Genomic DNA, 23,326 nt, shown 5'->3' with positions numbered 1-23,326 from the left:
CAAGATCGCGCCGGCCGCTGGCGCGGACAGGGCGACTCAGAGCCGGTGTTCCCACGGTGTTCCCACGGCGGATCTTGCCCGAGAAACGATCAAGGCCGCTGACCTGAATAACGCCTGGTCAGCGGCCTTCTGTATGCGGAGTCTTGCTGGTGTCCGAGGGGGGACTTGAACCCCCACGCCCTATACGGGCACTAGCACCTCAAGCTAGCGCGTCTGCCATTCCGCCACCCGGACCTGCACGTACCAGCCTACCCGGTCGACCAATGTGAGCTACTCACCGCATCGGTCGGCCCGGCGGGCCGCACGGGGCATTACTGTACACGGCCCGGAACGATCATGCACATCAGCTCCAGCGCGGCACGTTTGCGCAGGTCAGCGGCCACAAAGATCGGGTGGGTAGCGCGCAACAGGCGATTCCGGGCAGCATTGCTCACGTGTCCCACCCCTCCCCGTTGATCGCCACTCAACACCAGGCCCTCGCCCTGCGCGCCGCGGGTGACCTGACAAGCGCCCGCCGCCTGCTCGCCGACGCGATCATCGCGGCCCGCCCGGCATACGGCGAGGACCACCAGGACGTCCTGGCCACCGGTCACCTGCTGGCCCGGCTGCACCGCGAGGCCGACGACCCGGCCGCCGCCCGGCGCGTACTCGAGGAGGCCTACGCGGCCGGCGAGCGCCGCCGCGGTGAGGCCGACCCGCTGATGCTCGCGCTCAGCTTCGACCTCGCCGGGGTGGCCGAGGAGTTGGGCAACCGGCACGAGGCACGCCGCAACTACAGCCGCGTCGCGACCGCCGGGTCCGCCGTGCTCGGTCCCGACCACCCCGCGGTACGCGCAGCCCGCCAGTACCTCGGCGGCTCCGCCGCCGCTCCCGCGGGCTATGGCCCCTCCCCCGGCGACTCCCCCGGCGGCTCCGCCGCCGCTGCCGGAACGCACCCCGCTCCGCCCCTGCCCGGCTACCCGAATCCGGGCCGACCCGGGCACCCCCATCCGTCCCTGCCCGGACATGCCGATCCGGCAGGCCCCGGGAGGCCTGCCCCCGCCCGGCCCGGTCACCCCGGTCCCGCCTCCTCCGGGTACCCCGGGCACGGAGTGTCCGAGCCCACCGTGTCGCTGGGGGCGATCACACCGCCGCACCCGCCCGCGCCGCCTGGACCCGTCGCACCGGGAACGCCCGCCCCGAATCCGCCGGTACCCGGTTCACAGTGGGCTCCCCGCCCGGGCCCGGCTCCGCAGCCGCCCCACGCCGGGCAGCCGCCTCAGTCGATGCCGAACCCGCGGATCGTTCCTCCGCCCCCGGTTGCGCCCGCCCCGCCGCACCATCCTCCCGCCGCCGGGCCCGCGAGTCCGTGGGCGCCGCCCTCGCCGCGGTCCGCGGAGGCGACGACCCGGTTCGCGCCGATCGCCGAGGAAGCCACCGCCCGGTTCCCGGTAGCGCCCGTCGAACCCACGGCACCAGCGACGCCGCCGGCTACCGGGGCCGCCCCGCGGATTTCCGGTGTCCGCCCGGTGCCCCCGGCCCACGGCGTCACCCCGATTCCGCCGGCTCAGGGCATGACCGCGGTTCCACCGGCCCAAGGTGCTACCCCGCTTCCGCCGGGAACGTACGGTCGACCGGCCGCCGCTCCCGGGGTGACGCCGGTGCCGCCCCGCGCCCCGGTTGCCGCACCCCCACCACCGGCGCCGAGCGCGGTCGGCGCGCTTCCGGTCCCGCCTCCGCCGGCGCCGAGCACCGTTGGTACGCCGCTACGGTCTCCGCAAACGCCTAGCGCTGTCGATGCCCCGCTTCCGCCCCCGCAGATGCCCGGCACCGCCGGTACATCCCCGCTACCGCCTCCGCCGGTCATCCCGTCCCCGCCCGCAACGCCGGTCGCCGAGTCGCCCTCCACCGCGATAACCCCGCCACCGTCGCGGCTGCCCTCAGCGCGAGCCGTGCCACCACCGCCGCCTCCAGCAGTCCTACCGCCGGCGCCACGCGTCCCGTCGCCGGCGAGCGGTGTTCTACCATCACCGCCGGCCGTCCCGGTCGCCCCGCCGGTCCCCGCACCGGCGTCGACCCCGTCCGCCCCGCCACCGGTCACCACCGCGGGCTCGACAGCGCCTCCGGCGCCGGTTTCCCAGCCGGTGGCGGAGTCCGCGCCGATCGCTGCCACCCCAGCGGCACCCACGTCGGCCCCCGTGACGCCCGGACCGGCGCCCGCCCAGAGGGCGACGCCGACGACTAAGGCCGTCCCCGCTCCCCCGGGGCGCGATGCGGACCGGGCGGCCGATACCGAAGCGAGCAGGCCCAGCGCCGCTACCGCGCCGCCTGTTCCCGGTGGACCGGGCTGGGACAAGCCGACGATCCAGGTGCAGCAGATCGGCCCGCTGTTGGAAGAGGAGGCGGAGCGCAACGCCGCGAAGGCGGCCCGCGACGCTTCGGCGAAGCCCGCAGCGACCGGCTCCGCCGGCGAATTCCCGGTCAGCGCACCATCCGTCAGCCCTTCCTCCGCCAACTCCTCCGGGATGATCACGCCCGCAGCAAGCACAGCGCCGGTGAGCACGTCTCCGGTCAGCGGGCCGCCGGTGGGCTCGGGTACGAGTGAAGGCGACGCTGCCTGGCGCGTGACTCAGCCCGGCGCTCCCTCGGCAGGCGCGTCGGGCACCCTCGGCGCGTCCGGCGCCGGTGCGCCTCCGGCAGGCGGAGCACCGCTACCCCCCGCACCCCGCATCAGCGCGCCACCCACCAGCGCCGCGCCCGTCGATGCAGCACCCACAAGCGCACCACCCGTCAGCGCGCCGCCCATCGAATCGCCCTCGACGTCTCCGGTCAGCGCGCCCCCCACGCACCCGGTCAGCGGACCTCCCGGACGGCCGGTCAGCGGACCGGCCGGCTACCCGGTCAGCGGGGTTCCGGTGAGCGGCTACCCGCCGCCGGTCAGTGGACCGCCTGTCACACCGGTCAGCGCCGCACCAGCCGTGGGCTACCCACCGTCCGTCAGCGGACCACCCGGACCCGGTTACCCACCGCCGGTCAGCGGACCACCCGCGCCCGGCTATCCGTCGCCGACCGGCGGGCCACCCGCCCCACCCGTCAGCGGGCCTCCAGGGCCGCCGATCAGCGGGCCACCCGGACCTGGCTACCCACCGCCGATCAGCGCGCCGCCCGGACCCGGCGACCCGCCGCCGGTCAGCGGACCGCCCGGTGGACAACCACCGGTGAGCGGTCCCCCCGGCGCCTATCCGCCGCCCGTGAGCGGACCACCCGCGACACCGGTCAGCGCGGCACCGGTCAGCGGCTCCTCCGTACCGCCCTGGGGCATGGTCGCGCCGCCGTGGAGCAGCGCCGCCCCGTCCCAGCCGGTCGACCGGCCCGCCGACCCCGATCCTGAGCCGGACACGGACGAGCCGGCGCCCGCCGACGCGGCAGGCGAACCGGAGCCGGACGCGCCGGAGCCGAACCGGCCGATGACGATCTACGAGGATCTGCTGGACTTCCCCGAGTCCACGCGACCGGAGCCGCCTGCCCAGCCGGAGCAGAGCGCCTGGCCGGCGACCCCGCCGATGTTCCACCAGCAGCCGGTCGAGCAGCAGCAGGGCGCGTACCCGATGGAGCCGGAGCGGTCGGGCCGCAACCGGACGGTGCTGGCCCTGGTGGTCGGGGGTGCGGTGCTCGCGCTGGTGGCCGTCGTCGGCGTCGGCGCGGTGTGGCTGAACCGGGAGGCGGCGCCGCCGCCGGCTCCCGCGCCCGCGTCCGGCGCCGCGTCGCCGAAGGTGGCCGGTCCGCCGCCGGGTGACCTGAAGCTGCGCGACGACGCCACGACCGTGACGGTGACCTGGACCGATCCGACGAACGGCGGGGTGCCGTTCGTGGTGGCCGGGGGCCGGGCCGGGCAGAAGCTCGGGGTGATGGCGACTGTGGACGCCGGGCAGACCCGCTACACGGTGAACGGGCTGAGCGCGAAGCTGGACTACTGCTTCACGGTGCTGGCGGTCTATTCGACCGATTCGTACGCCACCTCGGGCCAGGTCTGCACGGACCGGGAGGGCGCCGGTACGCCGAACTGAGCGTCCACGGACGACACGCTCGGTGTCCACAGGAGGACGGTGCGGGTTTCACCGGCTCCGGACGGCACCTATGATGGCTCCCGGCTCTGGGGAGGGTCGGCCGCGCTCGGCGTCGCTCCCCGCACCGACACGGGGAGGCAGCCGGCAGTGACCACCATCGAGGACGTCACGGGCACCGGGCCGGAGCCGGCCCGTCCACGGTCGCGGATGCGCGGCGGGCTGGTGACCATCGGCACGGTGGCCGCGCTGCTGGCCGCGATGGGTCTGACGGTGCTCGGGCTGGGCGCGGCCGACAACGCGGTGGCGAGCTTCGACGCGTCCTCCTGGTTGTGGAGCACCACCCGCAGCGAGCTGGCCCGGGTCAACGGCGTCACCGCCCGGGTGGACACCCGGATGGAGGTGCCGGGTGGGCGGCGGCACCAGATGCAGGTGGTCCAGACCGACCGGCTGCTGATCCTGCGCGACCTCAACACCGGCCGGGTCAGTTCGCTGGACCTGGCGACGTTGCAGATCACCGCCACCACGCCGACCGCGCCCGGGCTCGGGGTGAGTGTGGCGCTGCACGAGGACGCGGCGTTCGTGGTGGACGCGGTGCAGGGCATCGTCCGGCAGCTCGACCCGCGGGCGCTGACACCGGTGGGCGAGCCGGTCCGCTACCCGCCGGGCATCACCGGCGGCACGTTCGACGGTGCCGGCAAGCTGTGGATCGCGGTGCCCAGCGAGGGCACCGTCTCGGCGGTCACCGCCGCCGAGCTGCCGGAGACGCCCGGTGACGCGCCGCCGGCCGGGCTCAGCCCGAAGCGGGTCGAGACGTACGACGTGGCCGAGCCGGCGCACGAGCTGGTGGTGTCGGCGCTGGACGAGGGCGTCGCGGTGCTGGACCGCACTTCGGCGTCGCTGGTCACGGTGGTCGGCGGGCAGACCCGGCGGGCGGAGCTGAGCATGACCGCGCCCGGGAACCTGCCGACGCGTACCAGCGGGCCGCAGGTGCCGGTCACGGTCCCCGGTGACCGGTCGGTGCACGTGGTCCGGGACAGCCGCGAGGTGAAGCGGTTCACGGTGCCCGGCACCGGCGCCCGGCTGAGCCCGGCGGTGGCCTGGGCGGGCCGGTTCTACTGCGCCGACGAGAACACCGGCACGGTGTACGCGTTCGACGCCGAGGGTCAGCTCGTGCAGACCGTGAAGGGCTCCGGCCGCCCCGGCCCGGTCGAGCTGGAGGTGCGCGAGAACCACCTGTTCATCAACCCGCCGGACTCGTCCACCGCGCAGGTGGTCGACGACCGCAACCAGGTCCGTGAGGTCGACAAGTACGCCAACGACGTGCTCGGCGGCGACCCGCCGCCGGTGGCTCCGCCGCCGCCCCCGCCGAAGAAGCCGAAGGTGTCCAAGCCGGGTGCGCCGAAGTCGGTCACGGCCGCCGCTGGTGACGCGTCGGCGCGGGTGAGCTGGCAGGCCGCCGCGTCCAACGGCGCCGAGATCACCCGGTACGTGGTGGAGGGCGCCGGTCAGACCCACCAGGTCGGCGCGAACCAGCGTGCGCTGGAGATCACCGGTCTGACCAACGGTGAGACGTACACGTTCTCGGTGCACGCGGTGAACGCCAAGGGTGAGGGGCCGGCGCGGCGCAGCAACCCGGTGGTGCCGACCGCCGAGGTGCCGGACCCGCCGGCGTCGGTGACCGCCGAGGCGCGGCCGGACGGCACGGTGCGGGTGAGCTGGCCCGAGGCCGACGGTCAGGGCAACACGATCGCGACGTACGCGGTGACGGCGACCTCGGCCGGCGCGAGCGCACCGGCCGGCGAGTCGGCGAAGACGGAGCTGGTGGTGCCGGCCGGGCAACTGGAGTACGGCACCCAGTACGCGTTCACGGTGACCGCGGTGAGCGACAAGGGCGCCGGGTCGAAGGCGTCGCCGGTGAGCAACACGGTGGTGCCGTTCAGCACGCCGAAGGCGCCGACCGAGCTGCGCGCGTCCACTGTCGCCGACCAGCCGGGCACGATCGCGGTGCAGTGGTCCCCGGCGGTGGACAACGGCCGCCCGGTGACGAAGTACGTGGTGGAGGCCGCCGGGAAGTCCGTCGAGGTGACCGACGTGCAGGCCACCGTGGGTGGGCTGGGCAACGGCCAGAACGTGACGGTGAAGGTCAAGGCGGTGAACGAGGCCGGGCCGGGACCGGAGGCGAGCACCACCGCACGGACCGTGGCCGAGCCGCGGATCACGGTGACCGGCTCGTCGGCGGACGCCACGTCGGTGACCGTCACGTTCACTGTGGACGCGGGCGGCGGGCGCGCCACCTGCACGGCGGCGACCGGCGGGAAGTCGGCGAGCGGCAGTTGTTCCAGCCTGCGGGTGACCGGGCTGACGCCGGGTACCGCGTACACGGTGACGCTGACCGCGTCGAACGCCGCCGGCAAGGGCACGGCTTCCCGCGCGCAGACCACCGACCCGGTGTACGGCATCGCCACGTGCAAGAACGGTCCGGACGGCGACCAGCGGACGTACTGCGACAGGGACGTGCCGGGCCGCAACGGCAACGAGATCTTCGAGGTGCCGCGGCAGGACAACGACCGTCAGGCGGGCTGGGTGCCGGACGGCCGGCGGCTGCGCACGTACTGCAAGGTCAGGGGCGAGGACGTGGACGCCTGGATCTACAACAACAACAAGCAGAGCACCTGGTGGGTCCAGGTGGAGTACAAGGGCAAGACGTACATCCCGTGGGCCTGGCTCAACCTGGAGGGCGGCGACGACCTCGACGTCCTGCCCGCCTGCTGACCGCACCGTCCGAGAGGCACACCCCGTGAACACGCACGAACCGCTGAGCCAGCCGGAGGTGCAGGGCTTCGCCGCCCTGGCCGCCCGGCTGGCCGACAACGTCAACGCGGTCGTGCTGGGCAAGCCGCAGGTGGTGCGGCTCGCCCTCACCGCGCTGTTCGCGCAGGGGCACGTGCTGCTGGAGGACGTGCCGGGCGTCGGCAAGACCACGCTGGCCCGGGCCGTCGCGGCCACGGTGAAGGGGCAGTGGCGGCGGATCCAGTTCACGCCGGACCTGCTCCCCTCCGACGTGTCCGGGGTGACCATCTTCAACCAGGCCAGCCGGGGCTTCGAGTTCCACCCGGGGCCGGTGTTCGCCAACATCGTGATCGCCGACGAGATCAACCGGGCGTCGCCGAAGACGCAGTCGGCGCTGCTGGAGGTGATGGAGGAGCGGACCGTCACGGTGGACGGCGTACGGCACCCGGTGCCGCAGCCGTTCCTGGTGGTGGCCACGCAGAACCCGGTGGAGATGGACGGCACCTACCGGCTGCCCGAGGCCCAGCTCGACCGGTTCCTGGTGAAGCTGTCCGTCGGCTACCCGGACGAGGCGGTCGAGGTGGAGGTGCTGCGCGGCGCCACGGTCCGCTCCCCCGACTCGCTGACCGCGGTCACCGACACCGCCACGGTGGGTGAGATGGTGAAGATGGCCCGGCGGGTGCACATCGCCGAGCCGCTCTACGCGTACGCGGTGCGGCTGGCCGCGGCGACGCGTACCCACCCGCAGGTGCGGGTCGGGGTGAGCCCGCGCGGGGTGATCGCGCTGACCCGGGCGGCGTGCGCGTACGCGCTGATCGACGGCCGGGGCTGGATCATGCCGGAGGACCTGAAGGCGCTCGTCGAGCCGGTGTTCGCGCACCGGCTGCTGCTCACCCCCGACGCGCAGGTGCGGGGTGTGACGCCCGCCGAGGTGCTGCGCCAGGCGGTCGCGTCGGTGCCGGTGCCGCTGCCGTCGGGCCAGGCCACAGCGGTGCACGGCTGAGCGTGGGGATCACCGCCCGTGGGGTCGGGTTGCTCGTCGCCGCCCTGCTGCTGCTCGGCGTGGGGTTCCGGTACGCGTACCCGGAGCTGACAGTGCTCGGCGCGGCGGCCGGCGTGGCGGTCGGCTACGCCGTGGTGAACGCGGCCTGGCGGCCCCGGCTGAGCGTGGACCGGCGGGCCGACCCGGACCGGGTGGCCCGGGGTGAGCCGGCGGCGATGGAGCTGACCGTGCGCAACACCGGCCGGTTGCGGGCGGCGAACCTGGTGGCCGAGGACCGCTGCGCCGGCGCGCTGGTGCCGGTGCCGCTGCTGCGGTTGCGCCCGGGCCGGGACACGGTGGTGCGGTACGAGGTGCCGACGCACCGGCGCGGGGTGGTTCCGGTGGGGCCGCTGCGGGTGGTGCGCCGGGATCCGCTGGGGCTGGTGGCGCTGGCGCGCGGATACGGCGGCAGCGTGCCGGTGTGGGTGCACCCGCGCATCCACCCGCTGTCCGCGGTGCCGACCGGCGCGGGGCGCAGCCTGGACGGGCGTACCGACAGCGTGCCGCACGGGTCGATCACCTTCGACTCGCTGCGGGAGTACGTGGTGGGCGACGAGTTGCGCCGCGTGCACTGGCGCACCAGCGCCCGGGTGGGTGAGCTGATGGTGCGGGAGAACGTGGACACCAGCCTGCCGCGCCTGGTGGTGGTGCTGGACAACCGCGCGCTCGCGCACCCGGACCGGGTCGGTGGTGTCGCCGAGTCGTTCGAGTCGGCGTGTGAGGCGGCGGCGTCGGTGGTGGCCGCCGCCGTGCGGGAGGACCTGCCGGCGCAGCTGCTGCTCGTCGTACCGGCCGAGGTGGAGCCCGCCGGTGCGGCCGGGCCGCTGGACCGGCTGGCCGCGGTGGAGCTGACGGACGCCGGCCCGGAGGTGCTGCCCGCCGCGACGAGCAGGCTGCGCCGGGACCGGCTCGGCGACACGCTCATCTTCCTGACCGGGCCGGGTGGCCGCGACGACCTGGGGCACGTCGGCGCGCTGCGCGGCGCGTACCCGTCGGTGGTGGTCGGGATGTTCGGCGCGGACGGGCCGACGGCGGCCGGCGCGGCGGGTCTCACGGTGCTGGACGCGGCCGACGGCGCGGCGTTCGCCGCCGAGTGGGACGGGGTCCGCCGATGGTGACGCCACCGCAGGTCGAACCGGCGGACGGCCGCCCGGCCCGGTTGCTGCGGGCCGCGCCGGTCCCGGCCGCGCTGGTCGTGCTGGTCGCGCTCTCCGGCGTGGTGCTGGGCCGGGTGTACGCGGACCCGCTGCTGACCCGGCTCATGGCCGGCGCGGCGGTCGGGTCGGTGCTGGTCAGCGTGGCCGCCCGGCGGCTGCCGTCCTGGCTGGTCGCGCCGCTGTCGGTGGCCGCGCTGACCGGGTGGACGCTGCTGTCGCTGCGGCTGGCCGCCGCGCACGCGGCGCTGCCCGGCGGGCTCGGCGAGGTGACTGCCGACGCGGCCCGCAACGCGATCCCCCGGCTGCTCACCGCGATGATCCCGGTCGAACCGGCGCCGGACACGGTGCTGGTCCCGATGGTCGCGGCCTGGCTGGCCGGGCTGACCGCCGCCGAGGTGGCGCTGCGGGCCGGGCGGGTGCTGCTGGGCTACCTGCCACCGGCGCTGCTCTACGCCGGCGCGCTCTACGTGGTCGGGCCGAACGCGGATCCGGCGATCGGCCCGACGGTGCTGTTCGCGGCCGTCGCCGCGGCCGGCCTGGCGACGCCCGGGCGCCGCGACGGCCCGGCGTCCGATCCGGTCGCCGGTCTCACCCCTGTGGTACGCGCGGCGGTGCGGCTGCGGCTGGTGGCGGCCAGCGCGGCCGGGCTGGCAGTGGTGGTGGCGCTGGCGGCGCTGCTCGCCCCGGTGGTGGCCGCCCAGGTCGACGAGCGGCCGGTCGACCCGCGCCGCTACGTGGAGCCGCCCCGGGTGGAGTCGCTCGACGAGAACCCGCTGATCCGGATCTCCGGGTGGGCGCTGAACCCGGACCAGCGGCTGCTCGACGTCCGCACCACCGGGGGCGCGGCCGGGGACGGGGCGCCGCGGATCCGGCTGGCGGTGCTCAGCGACTACGACGGGGTGACCTGGCGGGTCGGCGCCACGTACCGCAACGCGGGGCGGATCCTGCCCGCCACCGAGCCGGCCCCGGGCGCGGCCACCGACGAGGTGCGCCAGGAGATCACGGTCGGCGACCTGACCGGACGGCTGCTGCCGGCGGTGCCCACGCCGCGCGAGGTGACCGGCGCGCGGGTGGCGTACGACCCGGCGACCGGGACGCTGATCCGGCCGGAGGGACTCGCGCCGGGGCTGCGGTACGAGGTGTCCTCGGTGCGGGAGCGCCCGGACGCGAACCTGCTGCCCACGGCGAACGTGCCCGCCGGTGACGAGGTGGCCCGGGTGCTGCGGGTGGCCGACGGCGCGCCGGAGCCGTTGCGGAGGCTCGCCACCCAGCTCGCCGAGTCCAACGGTGCCCCGTACGCGCGTGCCGACGCGATCGCCACGTTCCTGGCCGAGCACTACCGGGTGACCGCCGACGCGCCCAGCGGGCACGCGTACCCGAACCTGACGTTCTTCCTGTTCGGACCGCGAAACGGCGGAGGGCAGCGGGGCACCTCGGAGCAGTTCGCCGCCGCGTTCGCGGTGCTCGGCCGCCTCGCCGGCCTGCCGACCCGGGTGGTGGTCGGGTTCGAACCCGAGGGTGACGGTCCGGTGCGGGCCGCCGACGCGTACGCCTGGCCGGAGGTGCTGTTCGACGGTGTCGGCTGGGTGCCGTTCGACCCGATGCCGCGTCCGGACTCCGAGCCCCGCCCGGTGGAGGAGGACTTCCGGCCGCAGCCGGAGGATCCGCCGCCGTCGGAGGTGCCGGCGCCCACCGAGGAGCCGAGCGCCACTGCCCCGGCCGCCGCGCCCGCACCCGGCCGGAACGAGGGCGGGCTCGGCACGCCGGTGCTGGTCGGCGTCGGCGTCGGCGGCCTGCTGCTGGTGGTCGGGGCGGCGCTGGCGGCCCTGTACGCGATGCGCCGCCGGCTGACCCGCTCCCGGCTGGACGCCGGTGACCCGGGCGAGCGGGTCGCGGGCGCGTGGCGGGAGCTGACCGACGCGCTGCGGCTTGCTGGGCACCCGGCCGGGCCGGACCTGGCGGCGGCGGAGGTCGCCGAGCGGGCCCGCTGGACGCTCGCCGAGGCCCGCGCGGCGCGGTCCGGAGACGGCGCGGCCGGGCTCACGGACCGGACCGGGGACGGCGCGGCGGCCGGTGGCCCGGACGATGCGGCGGTCGACGAGCTGGCCGCTCTGCTCAACCAGGCGGGCTTCGCGCCGGGCAGCGTCACGCCGGAACAGGCTGAGCGGGCCGCACGGCTGAGCGCCGGCTTCGCCGGCGCGCTGCGGGCGGCGCGGTCCCGGTGGGGGCGGCTGCGGTGGACGATCCACCCGGGTCCGCTGCGGTGGCGCCGCTGACGGACCGGCTGGGCGTCGGCGCGCGGCTGGCTGCCCGCTGTGCTGCCGGCCGGCCCGGCAGGGAGCTGCCGCGACGTGCCGGGCTCAGCGGTCGGCGGCGCGCAGCTTCCGGACGAGCTTGCGCAGCCCGGCCTGCCAGCCGTCCGGGTCCTCGGCGCGGCGGCGGGCGTAGTCGGCGACCTCCGGGTGCGGCAGGATCAGGAACCGCTCCTCGGCCAGCCCGGCGACGACCGCGTCGGCGACCTGGTCCGGGGTGAGGATCGCCCCGGACGCGGCGATCACCCGCGCGCCCAGGTGCCCCTCGGCGAGACCGTCGGCGAGCATCGGGGTGTCCACGCCCTGCGGGCACAGCGCGCTGACCCGGATGCCGGCGTCCCGGTAGGTGATCGCCAGCCACTCGGCGAAACCGACGGCGGCGTGCTTGGTGGCGGTGTACGGGGCGTCGCCGACAGCCGTGAGCACACCCGCCGCCGAGCAGGTGAGCAGCAGGTGTCCCTGGCCCCGGCGGAGCATCCCGGGCAGTACGGCGCGGGCGCTGTGCAGGTGCCCGAGCACGTTCACCCGCCACGCCCGGTCCCAGTCCGCGTCGGGCGCGTCGATGCCACCGCCGGTGGCCACGCCGGCGTTGGCGCAGAACAGATCGATCCGGCCGTGACGGCGCTCGGTCTCCTCGACGAGGGCGCGTACGGCCGCCTCGTCGGTGACGTCGAGCCCGGCACCGCTGGCCACCGGGCCGATCGCCCCGGCCGTGGCGCGGGCCGCGTCGGCGGCCAGGTCGGCCAGGACGACGGCGGCGGCGCCCTCGGCGGCGAACCGGTGGCCCAGTGCCGCGCCGATCCCGCCGGCCCCGCCGGTGATCACCACCACCCGGTCGGTCAGGTTCATCTCAGGCCACCTTCCCGGGGGCGAGCCGCGGCAGCAGGTCCATCCAGGCCGCCGCGCCGCCCTCGGTGATCTCGGGCGTGGGCAGCACCGCGAGCACCGGCACGTCGACGCCGTTGTCGGCGTACCGGCGGACGGCGGCCACGCACTGCTCGGGCGAGCCGTGCAGCACCAGCGCGTCGACCACCTCGTCCGGTACGGCGGCGGAGGCGCCCCGCCGGTCCCCCGCGGCCCACGCCTGCCACATCGGGCCGAGCGAGTCCGCGCGGCCCAGCCACCTGTGGAAGGCGGCGTACGCGGGCACCGTCAGGTAGCCGGTGATCATGCGGCGGCCCAGCGCGCGGGCGTAGGCGGTGTCCTCGGTGGGGCAGACGAAGATGCGGGCGGCGACGTCGAAGCCGGGCCGGCGCTCGCCCACCTCGGCGAGCGCGGTCGGCACGTCGTCGGCGGCCAGCCAGTTGAGGATCACCCCGTCGGCCTCGGCGGCGGCCAGGCGCAGCATGCCGGGGCGCAGCGCGGCCAGCAGGACCGGCGGCGGCACGCTGGGCGGGCGCTCCAGCGCGAACCGCCGGACGGCGAACGTGTCGAACGCGCCGTCGACGGTCTCGCCGCGCAACGCGGCCCGCAGGAAGCGCAGCACGTCCCGGGTGCGTTTGAACGGCTCGTCGAATCCGATCGCGTTCCAGTCCCGCACCAGCACCGGCGACGAGGCGCCGACGCCGAGCGCGAAGCGGCCCGGCGCGGCCTCGGCGAGCGCGGCGGCGCTCATCGCGAGCAGTCCCGGCCCCCGGGTGAACACCGGCGTGATCGCGGTGCCGAGCCGCAGCCGCGGCGACCAGGCGGCGGCCAGGGCCAGCGGGGTGAACGCGTCCGCGCCGGCCACCTCCGACGACCAGACGTCGGTGAACCCGGCGTCGTCCAGAGCCGCGTAGACCGCGGCGTGGTCGGCGAGCGGAATACCGCCCAGCGGCACGGTCATGCCCCATCGGTTCGTCACCCGTCGATGGTGCCCGTCCGGCACCGCCGGGAGCAAGATCCAGGCGGATATGGGTGATCCGCACCGTGTCGCCGGGAAAGAGTGTTACGACTGCCGCATGAGTCGGACCGGGGACGGGGCCCGGCGGTGAGGACCGCCGAGCCGGCCGCGCTGCGCACGTCCGGCGGCGGGCCCGACCGGGCCACGTTCCTGGAGCTCTTCTTCGACCTGGTGTACGTGTTCGCGCTGACCCGGGTCTCGGCGCGCGCCTTCGAGGATCTGGCGCTGGAGGGCGGGCAGACCGGCTGGGCGGCGGTGACCGGCGGCGGCAAGACGCTGCTGTTGCTGCTCGCGCTCTGGGCCGTCTGGCAGGGCACGGCGTGGACCACCAGCCGCTACGACCCGCACCACCTGTGGTTGCAGGTCATCGTGATCACCGCGTTGATCTCGGCGATGGTGATGGGAGTGGCGATCCCCCGCGCGTTCAGCCACAGCGGCCTGATGTTCGCCACCGCGTACGTGGTGGCGCAGGTGACCCGGCCGGCGATCCTCGTGCTGGTGCTGCACAAGCAGCAGTACCGGCGGCTCAAGCTGCGCATGCTGATCACGTTCTGCGCCACGGGCGTGCTCTGGCTGACCGGCGCGGTGCTGCCGGGCAGCGCCCGGGTGGTGCTGTGGACGACGGCGCTGCTGATCGAGTACCTCGCCGCCCGGTTCGGCTGGCCGGTGCCCGGCCTGGGCCGCTCGACGGTGTCCCGGTGGGACATCCACGGCGAGCACCTGGCCGAGCGCTACCAGCAGATCTTCCTGGTCGCGCTCGGCGAGACGATCCTGCTCGCCGGCCTGTCGTTCACCCGCTCCCCCACCAGCCCCGGCATGGTCACCGCGTTCGCCGTCGCGCTGGCCACCTCGGTGCTGCTGTGGCGGATCTACGTGCAGCGGGCCGGGAAGATCCTGGGCGAGGCGGTGACCCGGGCCGCTCATCCCGCCACCATCGGCCGGTCCGCCGCCGACACCCACCTGGTCATGGTGATCGGGGTGGTCGCCACCGCGATCGGCTACGAACTGGTCATCGAGCACCCGGCCGGGCACAACGAGCTGCCCTGGCTGGCCGTGATCCTCGGCGGACCGGCGCTGTTCCTGGCCGGCCGGGCCCGCTTCGAGTACGAGGTGTTCGGCCGCGTCTCCCCGTCCCGGCTGGTGGGGATCGCCGCGCTGCTGCTGCCCGTACCGCTGCTGGTGCGCCTCGCGCCGCTCGTCGCGGCGGTCCTCGCCGCGGTGGTCCTCACGGCGGTGGCGGTGGCCGACGCGCGCCGCGCCTGGGGCCGCCCGCCCGAGGAGGCGGCGACGCCGTTCTGAGCAGCGACGCCGGTGCGGCGCACCGCGCCCGGGCTACGATCCGCGCGTGACCTTCTCGCTCGTCGCCCGCTCCGCCGACGGGCACCTGTACGGGGTGGCGGTGGCCAGCCGCTTCCTCGCCGCCGGGGCGCTGGTGCCGGCCGCCGAGGCACTGGTGGGCGCGGTCGCCACCCAGGCGCACGCCAACCTCGCCTACCGGGCGCAGGCGCTCGCGCTGCTGCGTACCGGCGTCAGCGCCGGCGACGCGGTGGCCGGGCTGGTCGCCGCCGACCCCGGCCGCGACGACCGGCAGCTCGCCGTGGTGGGGGCGACCGGCGACGGGGCCACCTGGACCGGGCCGCGCTGCCATCCGTGGGCCGGCGGGCAGGCCGGCGACGGCTGGTCCGCGCAGGGCAACATCCTGACCGGCCCGCAGGTGATCGACGCGCTGCGCGACGCCTGGCTGGCCCGCCACGACCTGCCGTTCCCGCAGCGCATGCTGGCGGCGCTCACCGCCGGTGACGCGGCCGGCGGTGACCGGCGCGGCCGGCAGAGCGCCGCGATACTCGTGGTGCAGCGCCACGGCGGCTACGCGGGCACCGGCGACGAACTGGTGGACCTGCGTGTGGACGACCACGCCGACCCGGTCGCCGAGCTGCGCCGCCTCCTCGGCATCCACCACATGCTGTTCGGCCGCCCCGACCCGGCCACGCTGCGGGATCTCACCGGCCCGCTCGCGGCCGAGGTGGCGGAACTGCTCGCCGCCACCGGAAACCCGGTCGGCCCGGCCGGCCTGGACGACGCGCTGGCCGCCTGGACCGGTCTGGAGAACCTGGAGGAACGCTTCGTGCCCGGCCGGATCGACCCGATCGTGCTCGAGCACCTGCGGCGGTGCGCCGGGCGCTGAGCGGAGGTCAGCCGCCGAAGGCGAGCCGGCCGATGCCGGCGCGGGCCAGCTCGGCGCGCTCGTCGCCGGTCAGCGGCAGCCGCCCGGTGGCCTTGCGCAGCACGGTGAGCGCGTCCCAGCGCAGGCCCGGCGGCACCGGCACGCCGCCGGTGAGCACGCCGGCCACCACGGCCGCCGCGGGCGGGGTCAGCCACGGCGGCCGGTCCAGCGCGTCGGCCAGGTCCAGGCCGTGCACCGCGACCTCCACCACCCGGGTACGCAGGAACTCCGGCAGCGCCATCGCGTCACCGTGCCGGGTGCGTACCACCCGGCCGGGCGGCGCGGCGGCGACCGCCTCGTCGGTGGCGCGCCAGGCCCGGCCGAACTCCCCCGCCACCTCGGCCGCGCCCGGGTGCTCCCGGGCCGCCCGGCGTGCCGAGTCGACGCGGTCCCGGTCGACCGGCGGGCTGAACTTGGCCGCGCCGAAGTAGGCGGCGGCGTCGACCTCGGCCCGGGGCGGCGCGGGTTCGGCGAGCATCCCGGCCAGGCGCCCGGCTCCGGTGCTCACATGCGCGACCAGGTCGCGTACCCGCCAGGGCGGGCACGGGGTGGGCCGGTCCAGGGCCGCGTCGTCCAGGTCACGCAGCACCCGTTCCAGGCGTTCGCACTCGGCCCGGAACGCCACCCGTACGGTCTGCACCGGCGTCAGCCCTTCCATCGGGGCACCAGCCGGTGCACCACGGCCAGCACCAGCGCGGCCACCACGGCGATCGTGCCGGCGATGCCGGCCGCGCTGCCCGCGTACCCGATGAACAGCGGACGGCGGCCGAGCGCCTCGACCGGGATGGTGGAACGGTCGACGAGCCAGGACAGCGCCACCGCGGAGGCCAGCAGGGCCACCACGCCGGCGCCGCCGAGCACGGCGCCGGCCACCCGGTGCGCGTCGCCCGGCTCCACCACCGCCTGCTCCCGCTGGAAGAACAGCAGCACCAGCCCGGCGACCGCGGCCCACGCGCCGACCACCAGGTACGCGGCGACCGCGTCGCTGGGCCGGTGCCAGCCGGCGGAGAGCGTGGCGACGCCCGCCGCGGCGGCGTACCCGGCGCCGAGGAACGCACCGGCGACCCGCAGCTTGCGCGGCAGCACCAGGATCAGCGCGACCGCCACCGAGGCGGCCACTGTGGTGTGCCCGCTGGGCAGGCTGTTGCCGGCGGCGGCCCGTTCCGGGTCGATGCCGAAGTCCGGACGGACCAGGTAGTACTTGAGCAGCTGCGTGGTCACGTTGGCCCCGGCGATCAGCAGCGTCGCGGTGACGGCGAGCGCCTTGCGCCCCCGGATCAGCGCGATGAAGCCGATCACCGCGGTCGCGGCCAGCAGCGACACCACCGACATGGCGTTGAGGATCGTGTTCACCGGATCGTCGATGCGGTCCTGGCCGATCCGGTTGCCGGTGAGCGCCACCGTGTCCAGCCACTGGCCCAGTTCGGTGTGTACGGCGAAGCGCCACACCAGCCCGAACGCGGCTGTCTGGATCAGGGCCAGTACGACCAACCAGACCGCCGTCCAACCCCTCGCCGTCTCCCGCACCCGGACAACTTAGCGGTAGGCGCGCTCCGGCGCGCGGCGGAGCGCCATCGGCGGCGGCGTACGGTGAGGCGGGCGATTTCGAGGAGGTGGCGAGTGACCGGCATGCCGCAGCGGCAACCGGAGGACGGGCCGCGGCCGGAGTCGCTGGCCGACCTGCTCGGCGGCCGGCGCGGGGCGGTGGACGCGACGCTTCCTCCGCTGGCGTTCGGGCTCGGCTGGGTGCTCGGCGGCCTGGGCGGCGGCGTGCTCGCGGCGGTGCTGACCGGCACGGCGGTGGCCGGCTGGCGGTGGCGGCGCGGCGACCGTCCCCGCTCGGTGCTGGTCGGGCTGCTCGCGGTCTGCGTGGCCGCGCTCATCGCGTTGCGCACCGGCCGGGCCGCCGACTTCTTCCTGCTCCAGATCGCCGCCAACACGGCGAGCGCGCTGGCCTGGGTGGTGAGCATCGTGGTGCGGTGGCCGCTGCTGGGTGTGGTGGTCGGCACGGCGCTGGGCCAGCGGACCCGGTGGCGGCGCGACCCGGCGCTGCTGCGGGCGTACGGCCGGGCCAGCTGGGTGTGGGCCGCCACCTACGTGCTGCGGGTCGCGGTGTTCGTCCCGCTGTGGCTGTACGGGCAGGTGGTCGCGCTGACCGTGGCGCGGGCGGCGCTGACCTGGCCGCTGATCGCGGCGGCGCTGGCGGGGAGCTGGGTGGTGATCCGGCGCTCGCTGCCGGCCGGTCATCCGGGGCTGCGGCACCCGGTGGACCCGGCGGACGCGGACGGTGTGGTGGCGCGCACAGAATAATGGAGAGGCCGCCACGGGGGGAGCGGCCTCTCCGTCAAATACGGTACTCCGTCCCGGGCCCGGATGTGATCCCGTGGACCGCTGAATTTTCCGTGCCTTTTCGCGCCATGGGTCGTCGCCGGGCGGAGTGGTGGGCCGGCCGGTCCGCTGCGTCGGCCGGACGGCCGGCCCACCCGGCCTGACCGTGGGCGTCAGGCCGTTCGCCGACCCGGCCGCTCCGTTCCCCCATCGGCCGGGTCGGCCTCCTCCGCAGGCGGGCTCTGATCCGCCTGCGGAGGAGGGGTCACCTCACCCCTGCGGGAAGTAGGTGCCGTAGTCGGCGTACGCCATGGCGATGTCCGCCTGCGCCCAGAACCGGTGGTAGTTGAAGACCGGCTCGGGACCGCCGTCCAGGTACGCCTGCACCTTCGGCCAGTCCGGGTCGTTCTTGTAGAACGACCGGATGTCCAGGAAGCTCTTGCCCGGGGCGATCACGTCGCCGTTGGGCATCTTCCCGGTCCAGCCGTTGGGGACGTAGAGACCCTGGCCGTCGGCGGCGTTGTAGACGTCGTCGAAGCGCTTGTAGTCGCCGCGCTTCTCCGGCGTCGAGACGCCCTTGCTGTCGGCGGACGCCGAGAGCGCGTCCAGCAGGCCCTTGGCGGTGTCCTTCGCCGCGGTGTTGCCGGACTTGGCCGCGTACGCGATGAGCGTGCGGGCGTAGGCGCCGGCCACGCCGACGTCCTGGCCCTTGACCGTCACCTCGACGTGCAGGTTGGTGTTCGGCTGCGGGCTGCTCGGGTTCCAGTTGGCCGGCTGGCCCGTCCACTTCATGTCCGACGGGATCGACCAGTTGGTGCCGAGCGTGGTGTTGGCGATCGCCCACGGCACCCACTTGTCCAGCAGCGCCTTGGCCTTCGCGTTGCCGGTCTCCAGGTACAGCTCGGCGATGCGCTGCATCGACCAGGCCTGCATGCCGAACCACTGGTTCGACGGCGGGTCGTTGTAGACCGGGTCGACGTCGTAGAACATGCCGTAGAAGGTGGCGGTGCCGGCCGGCGGCTGGGCGTAGCTGCCGTCCCAGCTGTTGGTGGCGCCACCAGCGATGCCGCCCTCGGCGGACTGGAGCCAGGTGTAGAACTCCAGCTGCCGGTCGAGGCTCTTCTGCCAGTCGGAGGCCGCGGTCGGCGACTTCGGCTTCAGCTCCGCGACGTTGGTCATGATCCAGGCCGCGAACGGGTTCTGGTAGCCGAAGTGGCTGTGGCTGGAGCCGATCCGCCACGACCAGTTCTGCGAGGCGTCGTACGCGCCACCCCAGGCGTAGTACCAGGAGAGCAGGTAGTGCGCCGAGTCACGGCCGCTGGCGGCCGGGCAGGTGGACGCCCCGACGCAGTTGCCGATCTTCTTGAAGTACTTGTCGAACAGCGCGTAGCGCAGGTAGTCGCCCATCTTGGCGGCCTTGGCCACGGTGGCCGCCACGTCGGCCTGCTTGCCCTGCGCCTTGGCCCAGGTCAGCGCCCAGTAGGCGGCCTGGACGGCACGCGCGTCGGCGTCCGGGGCGTTGGTGTACTTCCACTGCTTGGCCGGGGCGCTGGACTCCTTGACGAACAGGTCCAGGTAGCCGTTCGGGCCGCCGTGCTTGAACGTGTCGCAGGACGGCTGCGGCACGGTCTCCCACACCGACTCCTGGGTGCCCCGCTGGAAGGTGTTGATGTAGGCGGGCCGGGTGGTGCCGTCGCCGCAGCGGCCGTAGCCGTAGGTGTTGTCCACGTCGAGCAGCCAGTGCATGCCGTAGATGTCACCGGTGCCGTAGGTGGACTGCAGCTCCGAGCGCAGCGGGTCCTGGCCGACCGGGACGTTGGCGTCCAGTGTCGACGGGTACTGGCTGGGCAGGTTGTGCTCGGCGGCGTACTGCGGGGTGCCGGGCGAGCCGGCGGTGGCCTGGTCGGCGTGCGACGGGATGATGTACTTCTCCATTACCGTCCAGGCGTTGTTGAACGGGGCCCAGTTCTGGGTGACGCGGCCGTACTGCGCCTCCAGCCAGAGCCAGAAGCTGAACGCCTCCGAGGTGGTCTCGTGGCCGTGGTCGGGCGCCTCGACGATGAGCGTCTCGATCGAGTGGTACGGCACGCCCTCGGGGCTGAAGTAGCCCGAGTTCTTGATCTTGCCGTACTGGTCGAGGAACTTCGTGATGTAGGCGTTGTCGCCGCCGGGGGTGTCGTTGTCCGCCTCGGTGGCGACGACGGAGATCGGGGCGTAGCCGGTGGCCGACGCGGTGATCGTGGCGGTGCCGCCGACCGTGTCGGAGTCCTCCGCGGCCGACACCGTGGCGGTGACGCCGGTGCTCCAGTTGCTCGAGGTGAGCGTCAGCGTGGACGGCGAGACCGTGATGTCGCTGTCACCGGTGACGGCGAGGGTCACCGGCACGTTGGCGGTGGGCGCCGCGCTGAGCGTGTACCGGACCGTGGCGCTGCCGCCCTCGGCGACGGTGACCGCGGACGGGCTGGCGACCAGCCTCGGCCCGCTCGCCGCGGTGACCGTGAACGACTTCTCCGAGACGGCGGTGCCGCCCGCGTTGTCGTACGCCTTGGCCTGCACGGTGTAGCTGCCGGCCGGCAGGTCGAGCAGGTCGTAGCCGTACGGCGCGGTGGTGTCGGTGTTGACCAGCAGGCCGTTGCGGTAGAACTCGACCTTGCTGATGGTGCCGTCGGCGTCGCTCGCGGTCGCGGTCAGCGGCACGTCCGCCGGCGCCTCGAACGGGCCGGACGGCACGCTCAGGGAGACCGTCGGCGGCTGGTTGGTCTGCGCGCCGTTGCAGGCGACCCCGTTGAGGGTGAACGCGGTGGGCTTCGGGTTGCTGCCGCTGTAGCTGCCGTTGAAGCCGATGCTGGTGGACGCGCCGGTGGGCAGGCTGCCGTTCCACGACTCGTTCGTGGCGGTGACCTCGCTGCCGGACTGGCTCCACCGGGCCGACCAGCCCTGGGTCACGCGCTGGCTGCTGTTCGGGAAGGCGAACTTCAGCGACCAGTTGTTCAGCGCGTCGCCCAGGTTCTTGATGGTGACGTTGGCGGTGAACCCGTTGTTCCAGTCGTTCGTCGCATAGGTCACGTCGCAGGCGGGTGCGGCCTGTGCGGCGCCCGCGGGCAGGGCCACCCCGCCTATGACGAGGGCGGTGGCGGCGACCATCGCCGTACGGCGACGTCTGGCCAGAAGTCTCATGTGGGCGGTGTCTCCTCGGACCGGGCCGGGACCGTGGGCCCCGGCGGGGCGCCTCCACGCGCCGACGGGGCGTACGCGGGGGGACGGAGGCGTCCGGAAAGGTGGTCGTCCCGGCCGTGCCGGGGATCGGGGCGCCGCACCGGTTCGTCACCGGGTGCCCTCGGCGGCCCGCGCTCGCGTTCACTGGCTCCGCGTGGCGTGACGAGAGTGTGACATGGAAGCGCTCCCACCACAACGGCCAGCGTAGATACGCGCTTCCATGTTTCGATCTCGTTTAGGGGCTTTTCCAAACCCGTGACGGGCGTTACAGTCGCAGCATCGCCGATGGGAGCGCTTCCATCGACGGAGATGCAAGTACTGGATCGCCGGGTACACCCGTGCCCGGCGCATCGGCCCAGAGGCCGACGGCGGACCAGCCCGGACGCCGCCGCCGGCCGCCACCCGCCAGACGGAGGGAGGTGGAACCAGAGCCACTCGCGTGGCCCGGCTCCCGCGCGACGCGCACGACGGACGCCAATTCCACTTCGTGCGTGTGTGCACCATCGGTGGGGACGGGGGTTGCCCTCCCCCGTCCCCACACTAAACCCCCGTTGTCGACGGCAAAAGAGGCCGACGGGACAGGCGTGCCACGCCACCCGGACGGCCTTTCTCGCTATCTGCCCCACCCCTCGCCGCTCACGCCGCCGCGAGCGACGTTCCCGAGCGACGCCCCCGCCCACCCACTTTCCGGCCGCCCGCCGGCCGCGCCGCACCTCGCCGCGACCGCCGGATCGGGGCCGGCCGCTCCCTGGCTATGATGGGAGCGCTCCCGGCCCAGGGCGGCCCGTCACTCCGAGGAGAAACCTCATGTCGTTACTCACCCGACGGCGCCTGCTCCGCCGCGCCGCCCTGTCCGCGACCGCGGCCGGCGCGGCCCGGACCGGGCTCGCCGGCACCACCGCGGCCGGGATCGCCGCGCCGACCGTCGCGCTCGGCGGCTGCGACAGCCCGCCCGAGCGCACCACCGACCCGGAGCCGGACCGCGGGCTGCGTTTCCCGGACGGCTTCGTCTGGGGAGCGGCGACCTCGGCGTACCAGATCGAGGGGGCCGCGAAGGAGGACGGGCGGGGTGAGTCCGTCTGGGACACCTTCAGCCACACGCCGGGCCGGATCCGCAACGGCGACACCGGCGACGTCGCGGCCGACCACTACCACCGGTACGCGCAGGATCTGGACCTGATGCGCGACCTGGGGCTGCACAGCTACCGCTTCTCCATCTCCTGGCCCCGCATCCAGGCCGACGGCTCCGGCCGTCCCAACCAGCGCGGGCTCGACTTCTACCGCCGCCTGGTGGACGGGCTGCACGAGCGCGACATCGCGCCGATGGCCACCCTGTTCCACTGGGATCTCCCCCAGGCCCTCCAGGACGCCGGCGGCTGGGAGAACCGGGACACCGCCGAGCGCTTCGCCGAGTACGCCGACGTGGTGTTCCGCGCCCTCGGCGACCGGGTGCCGGTCTGGCTGACCATCAACGAGCCGAAGACGGTGGTGCAGAACGGCTACATCTGGGGCCACCACGCGCCGGGCATCCGCGACGAAGGCGCGGCGTACCTGGTCGCCCACCACCTCCAGCTCGCCCACGGCCTCGCCGTGCAGGCGCTGCGCGCCTCCGGCGGCACCGGCCGGATCGGCCCGGCGCTCAACCTGCACCCCTGCTACCCGGCCGACGACTCGCCCGAGTCGGCCGCCGCGACCCGCCTCTACGACGGCTACGAGAACCGCCTCTACCTCGACTCGACCTTCAAGGGCGCGTACCCGCAGGACGTGCTGGACGACCTCGGCCCGGACAGCCGGATGGTCCGCGGCGTCCGCGACGGCGATCTGAAGATCATCTCCAGCCCGGTCGACCTGCTCGCCGTGCAGTACTACACGCCGATCTACGTCACCGGCGACGGCGGCATGGTCCGCAAGTGGCCCACCTCCGAGGCGGAGTGGCAGCAGATCTACCCGGAGGGGATGTACGACATCCTGACCCGGGTCACCCGCGACTACGGCCGGGTGCCGATCACCATCACCGAGAACGGCCTGCCCTGCCCGGACGTGCCCGGCCCGGACGGCAACGTCGACGACGCGGGGCGCGTCACCTTCCTGCGCGACCACTTCGCCGCCGCCCACCGGGCCATCGGCGACGGGGTGCCGCTGGAGAGCTACCACGTCTGGTCGCTGCTGGACAACTTCGAGTGGGCCGAGGGGTACGAGCAGCGCTGGGGCCTGGTCTACGTGGACTACGCCAGCCAGCGGCGGGTGCTCAAGCGCAGCGCCCACTGGTACCGCGACGTGATCCGCCGCAACGGCCTGTGAACCGGCGCGCGCCCCGGCCGGCGGTGTG

The 23,326-nt window shown here is 74.8% G+C and carries 14 protein-coding genes, 1 tRNA gene and 1 pseudogene; 10 read left to right on the top strand and 6 right to left on the bottom strand.

Translation table 11 applies throughout. The features are described 5' to 3' along the window. Positions 1-147: 147 nt before the first annotated feature. Positions 148-234, bottom strand: a tRNA-Leu gene (locus ABIH81_RS18535). Positions 235-392: 158 nt separating this feature from the next. On the opposite strand from ABIH81_RS18535, the pseudogene ABIH81_RS18530 reads away from it, so the two are divergent. The 6 genes and pseudogenes from ABIH81_RS18530 to ABIH81_RS18505 form a co-directional block, all read left to right on the top strand. Next, a pseudogene (locus tag ABIH81_RS18530) lies at positions 393-608 on the top strand (hypothetical protein); the annotation flags it as partial. A 2,622-nt stretch (positions 609-3,230) separates the two neighbouring features. Continuing rightward, on the top strand, positions 3,231-4,046 hold the full coding sequence (locus ABIH81_RS18525; RefSeq protein WP_349881152.1) for a hypothetical protein: 816 nt from the start codon (positions 3,231-3,233) through the stop codon (positions 4,044-4,046). Positions 4,047-4,253: 207 nt separating this feature from the next. After that, positions 4,254-6,818, top strand: a complete 2,565-nt coding sequence (locus tag ABIH81_RS18520) for a fibronectin type III domain-containing protein (protein ID WP_349881151.1) — start codon at positions 4,254-4,256, stop codon at positions 6,816-6,818. A 25-nt stretch (positions 6,819-6,843) separates the two neighbouring features. After that, on the top strand, positions 6,844-7,839 hold the full coding sequence (locus tag ABIH81_RS18515) for a MoxR family ATPase (protein ID WP_013287288.1): 996 nt from the start codon (positions 6,844-6,846) through the stop codon (positions 7,837-7,839). Between the two features lie 2 nt (positions 7,840-7,841). Beyond that, positions 7,842-8,996 carry a DUF58 domain-containing protein gene (locus ABIH81_RS18510; protein ID WP_349876140.1) on the top strand — a complete coding sequence of 385 codons (1,155 nt, stop codon included), beginning with the start codon at positions 7,842-7,844 and terminating at the stop codon, positions 8,994-8,996. After that, positions 8,990-11,311 (top strand): DUF3488 and transglutaminase-like domain-containing protein, encoded by a 2,322-nt coding sequence (locus ABIH81_RS18505; RefSeq protein ID WP_349876139.1) that lies wholly within the window; start codon positions 8,990-8,992, stop codon positions 11,309-11,311. The genes ABIH81_RS18510 and ABIH81_RS18505 overlap by 7 nt, the downstream gene beginning before the upstream one ends. 84 nt (positions 11,312-11,395) lie before the next feature. Here the strand turns inward: ABIH81_RS18505 and ABIH81_RS18500 are convergent, their stop codons facing one another. Beyond that, entirely contained in the window at positions 11,396-12,196 is an 801-nt protein-coding gene (locus ABIH81_RS18500; protein ID WP_349876138.1) for an SDR family oxidoreductase, read from the bottom strand. A 1-nt stretch (position 12,197) separates the two neighbouring features. Beyond that, entirely contained in the window at positions 12,198-13,172 is a 975-nt protein-coding gene (locus tag ABIH81_RS18495; protein WP_349881150.1) for an LLM class F420-dependent oxidoreductase, read from the bottom strand. A gap of 144 nt (positions 13,173-13,316) precedes the next feature. Here ABIH81_RS18495 and ABIH81_RS18490 point away from each other — a divergent pair, with 144 nt between their 5' ends. Further along, positions 13,317-14,528, top strand: a complete 1,212-nt coding sequence (locus ABIH81_RS18490) for a low temperature requirement protein A (RefSeq protein WP_349876137.1) — start codon at positions 13,317-13,319, stop codon at positions 14,526-14,528. Positions 14,529-14,574: 46 nt separating this feature from the next. After that, positions 14,575-15,414, top strand: coding sequence for a DUF1028 domain-containing protein (locus ABIH81_RS18485; protein WP_349876136.1), 840 nt, complete (start codon positions 14,575-14,577; stop codon positions 15,412-15,414). Positions 15,415-15,421: 7 nt separating this feature from the next. On the opposite strand, the gene ABIH81_RS18480 is transcribed toward ABIH81_RS18485, so the two are convergent. Next, positions 15,422-16,111 carry a maleylpyruvate isomerase N-terminal domain-containing protein gene (locus ABIH81_RS18480; protein ID WP_349876135.1) on the bottom strand — a complete coding sequence of 230 codons (690 nt, stop codon included), beginning with the start codon at positions 16,109-16,111 and terminating at the stop codon, positions 15,422-15,424. Continuing rightward, the gene (locus tag ABIH81_RS18475) at positions 16,099-16,980 is read right to left on the bottom strand and encodes a phosphatase PAP2 family protein (RefSeq protein WP_349876134.1); all 882 of its coding nucleotides are present in this window, start codon (positions 16,978-16,980) and stop codon (positions 16,099-16,101) included. The genes ABIH81_RS18480 and ABIH81_RS18475 overlap by 13 nt, the downstream gene beginning before the upstream one ends. A 102-nt stretch (positions 16,981-17,082) precedes the next feature. Between ABIH81_RS18475 and ABIH81_RS18470 the strand changes: the two genes are divergently transcribed. Next, a complete protein-coding gene (locus tag ABIH81_RS18470) occupies positions 17,083-17,763 on the top strand; it encodes a DUF3159 domain-containing protein (protein ID WP_349881149.1) in 681 nt (226 codons plus the stop codon). A 288-nt stretch (positions 17,764-18,051) separates the two neighbouring features. Here the strand turns inward: ABIH81_RS18470 and ABIH81_RS18465 are convergent, their stop codons facing one another. Beyond that, entirely contained in the window at positions 18,052-20,949 is a 2,898-nt protein-coding gene (locus tag ABIH81_RS18465) for a glycoside hydrolase family 48 protein (RefSeq protein WP_349881148.1), read from the bottom strand. A gap of 855 nt (positions 20,950-21,804) precedes the next feature. On the opposite strand from ABIH81_RS18465, the gene ABIH81_RS18460 reads away from it, so the two are divergent. Next, on the top strand, positions 21,805-23,298 hold the full coding sequence (locus ABIH81_RS18460; RefSeq protein WP_349876133.1) for a GH1 family beta-glucosidase: 1,494 nt from the start codon (positions 21,805-21,807) through the stop codon (positions 23,296-23,298). Positions 23,299-23,326 lie beyond the last annotated feature (28 nt).

The sequence above is a fragment of the Micromonospora sp. HUAS YX12 genome, from assembly GCF_040215685.1.
GTDB classification, from domain to species: Bacteria; Actinomycetota; Actinomycetes; order Mycobacteriales; family Micromonosporaceae; genus Micromonospora; species Micromonospora tulbaghiae.
This window is presented reverse-complemented; position numbering and strand designations above follow the sequence as displayed.

Bases quoted from the DNA above. Each gene is read 5' to 3' on its own strand.
- ABIH81_RS18520 (WP_349881151.1), top strand. From the start codon at position 4,254: ATGCGCGGCGGGCTGGTGACCATCGGCACGGTGGCCGCGCTGCTGGCC.
- ABIH81_RS18505 (WP_349876139.1), top strand. From the start codon at position 8,990: ATGGTGACGCCACCGCAGGTCGAACCGGCGGACGGCCGCCCGGCCCGG.
- ABIH81_RS18500 (WP_349876138.1), bottom strand. From the start codon at position 12,196: ATGAACCTGACCGACCGGGTGGTGGTGATCACCGGCGGGGCCGGCGGG.
- ABIH81_RS18495 (WP_349881150.1), bottom strand. From the start codon at position 13,172: ATGACCGTGCCGCTGGGCGGTATTCCGCTCGCCGACCACGCCGCGGTC.
- ABIH81_RS18480 (WP_349876135.1), bottom strand. From the start codon at position 16,111: ATGGAAGGGCTGACGCCGGTGCAGACCGTACGGGTGGCGTTCCGGGCC.
- ABIH81_RS18470 (WP_349881149.1), top strand. From the start codon at position 17,083: ATGCCGCAGCGGCAACCGGAGGACGGGCCGCGGCCGGAGTCGCTGGCC.
- ABIH81_RS18460 (WP_349876133.1), top strand. From the start codon at position 21,805: ATGTCGTTACTCACCCGACGGCGCCTGCTCCGCCGCGCCGCCCTGTCC.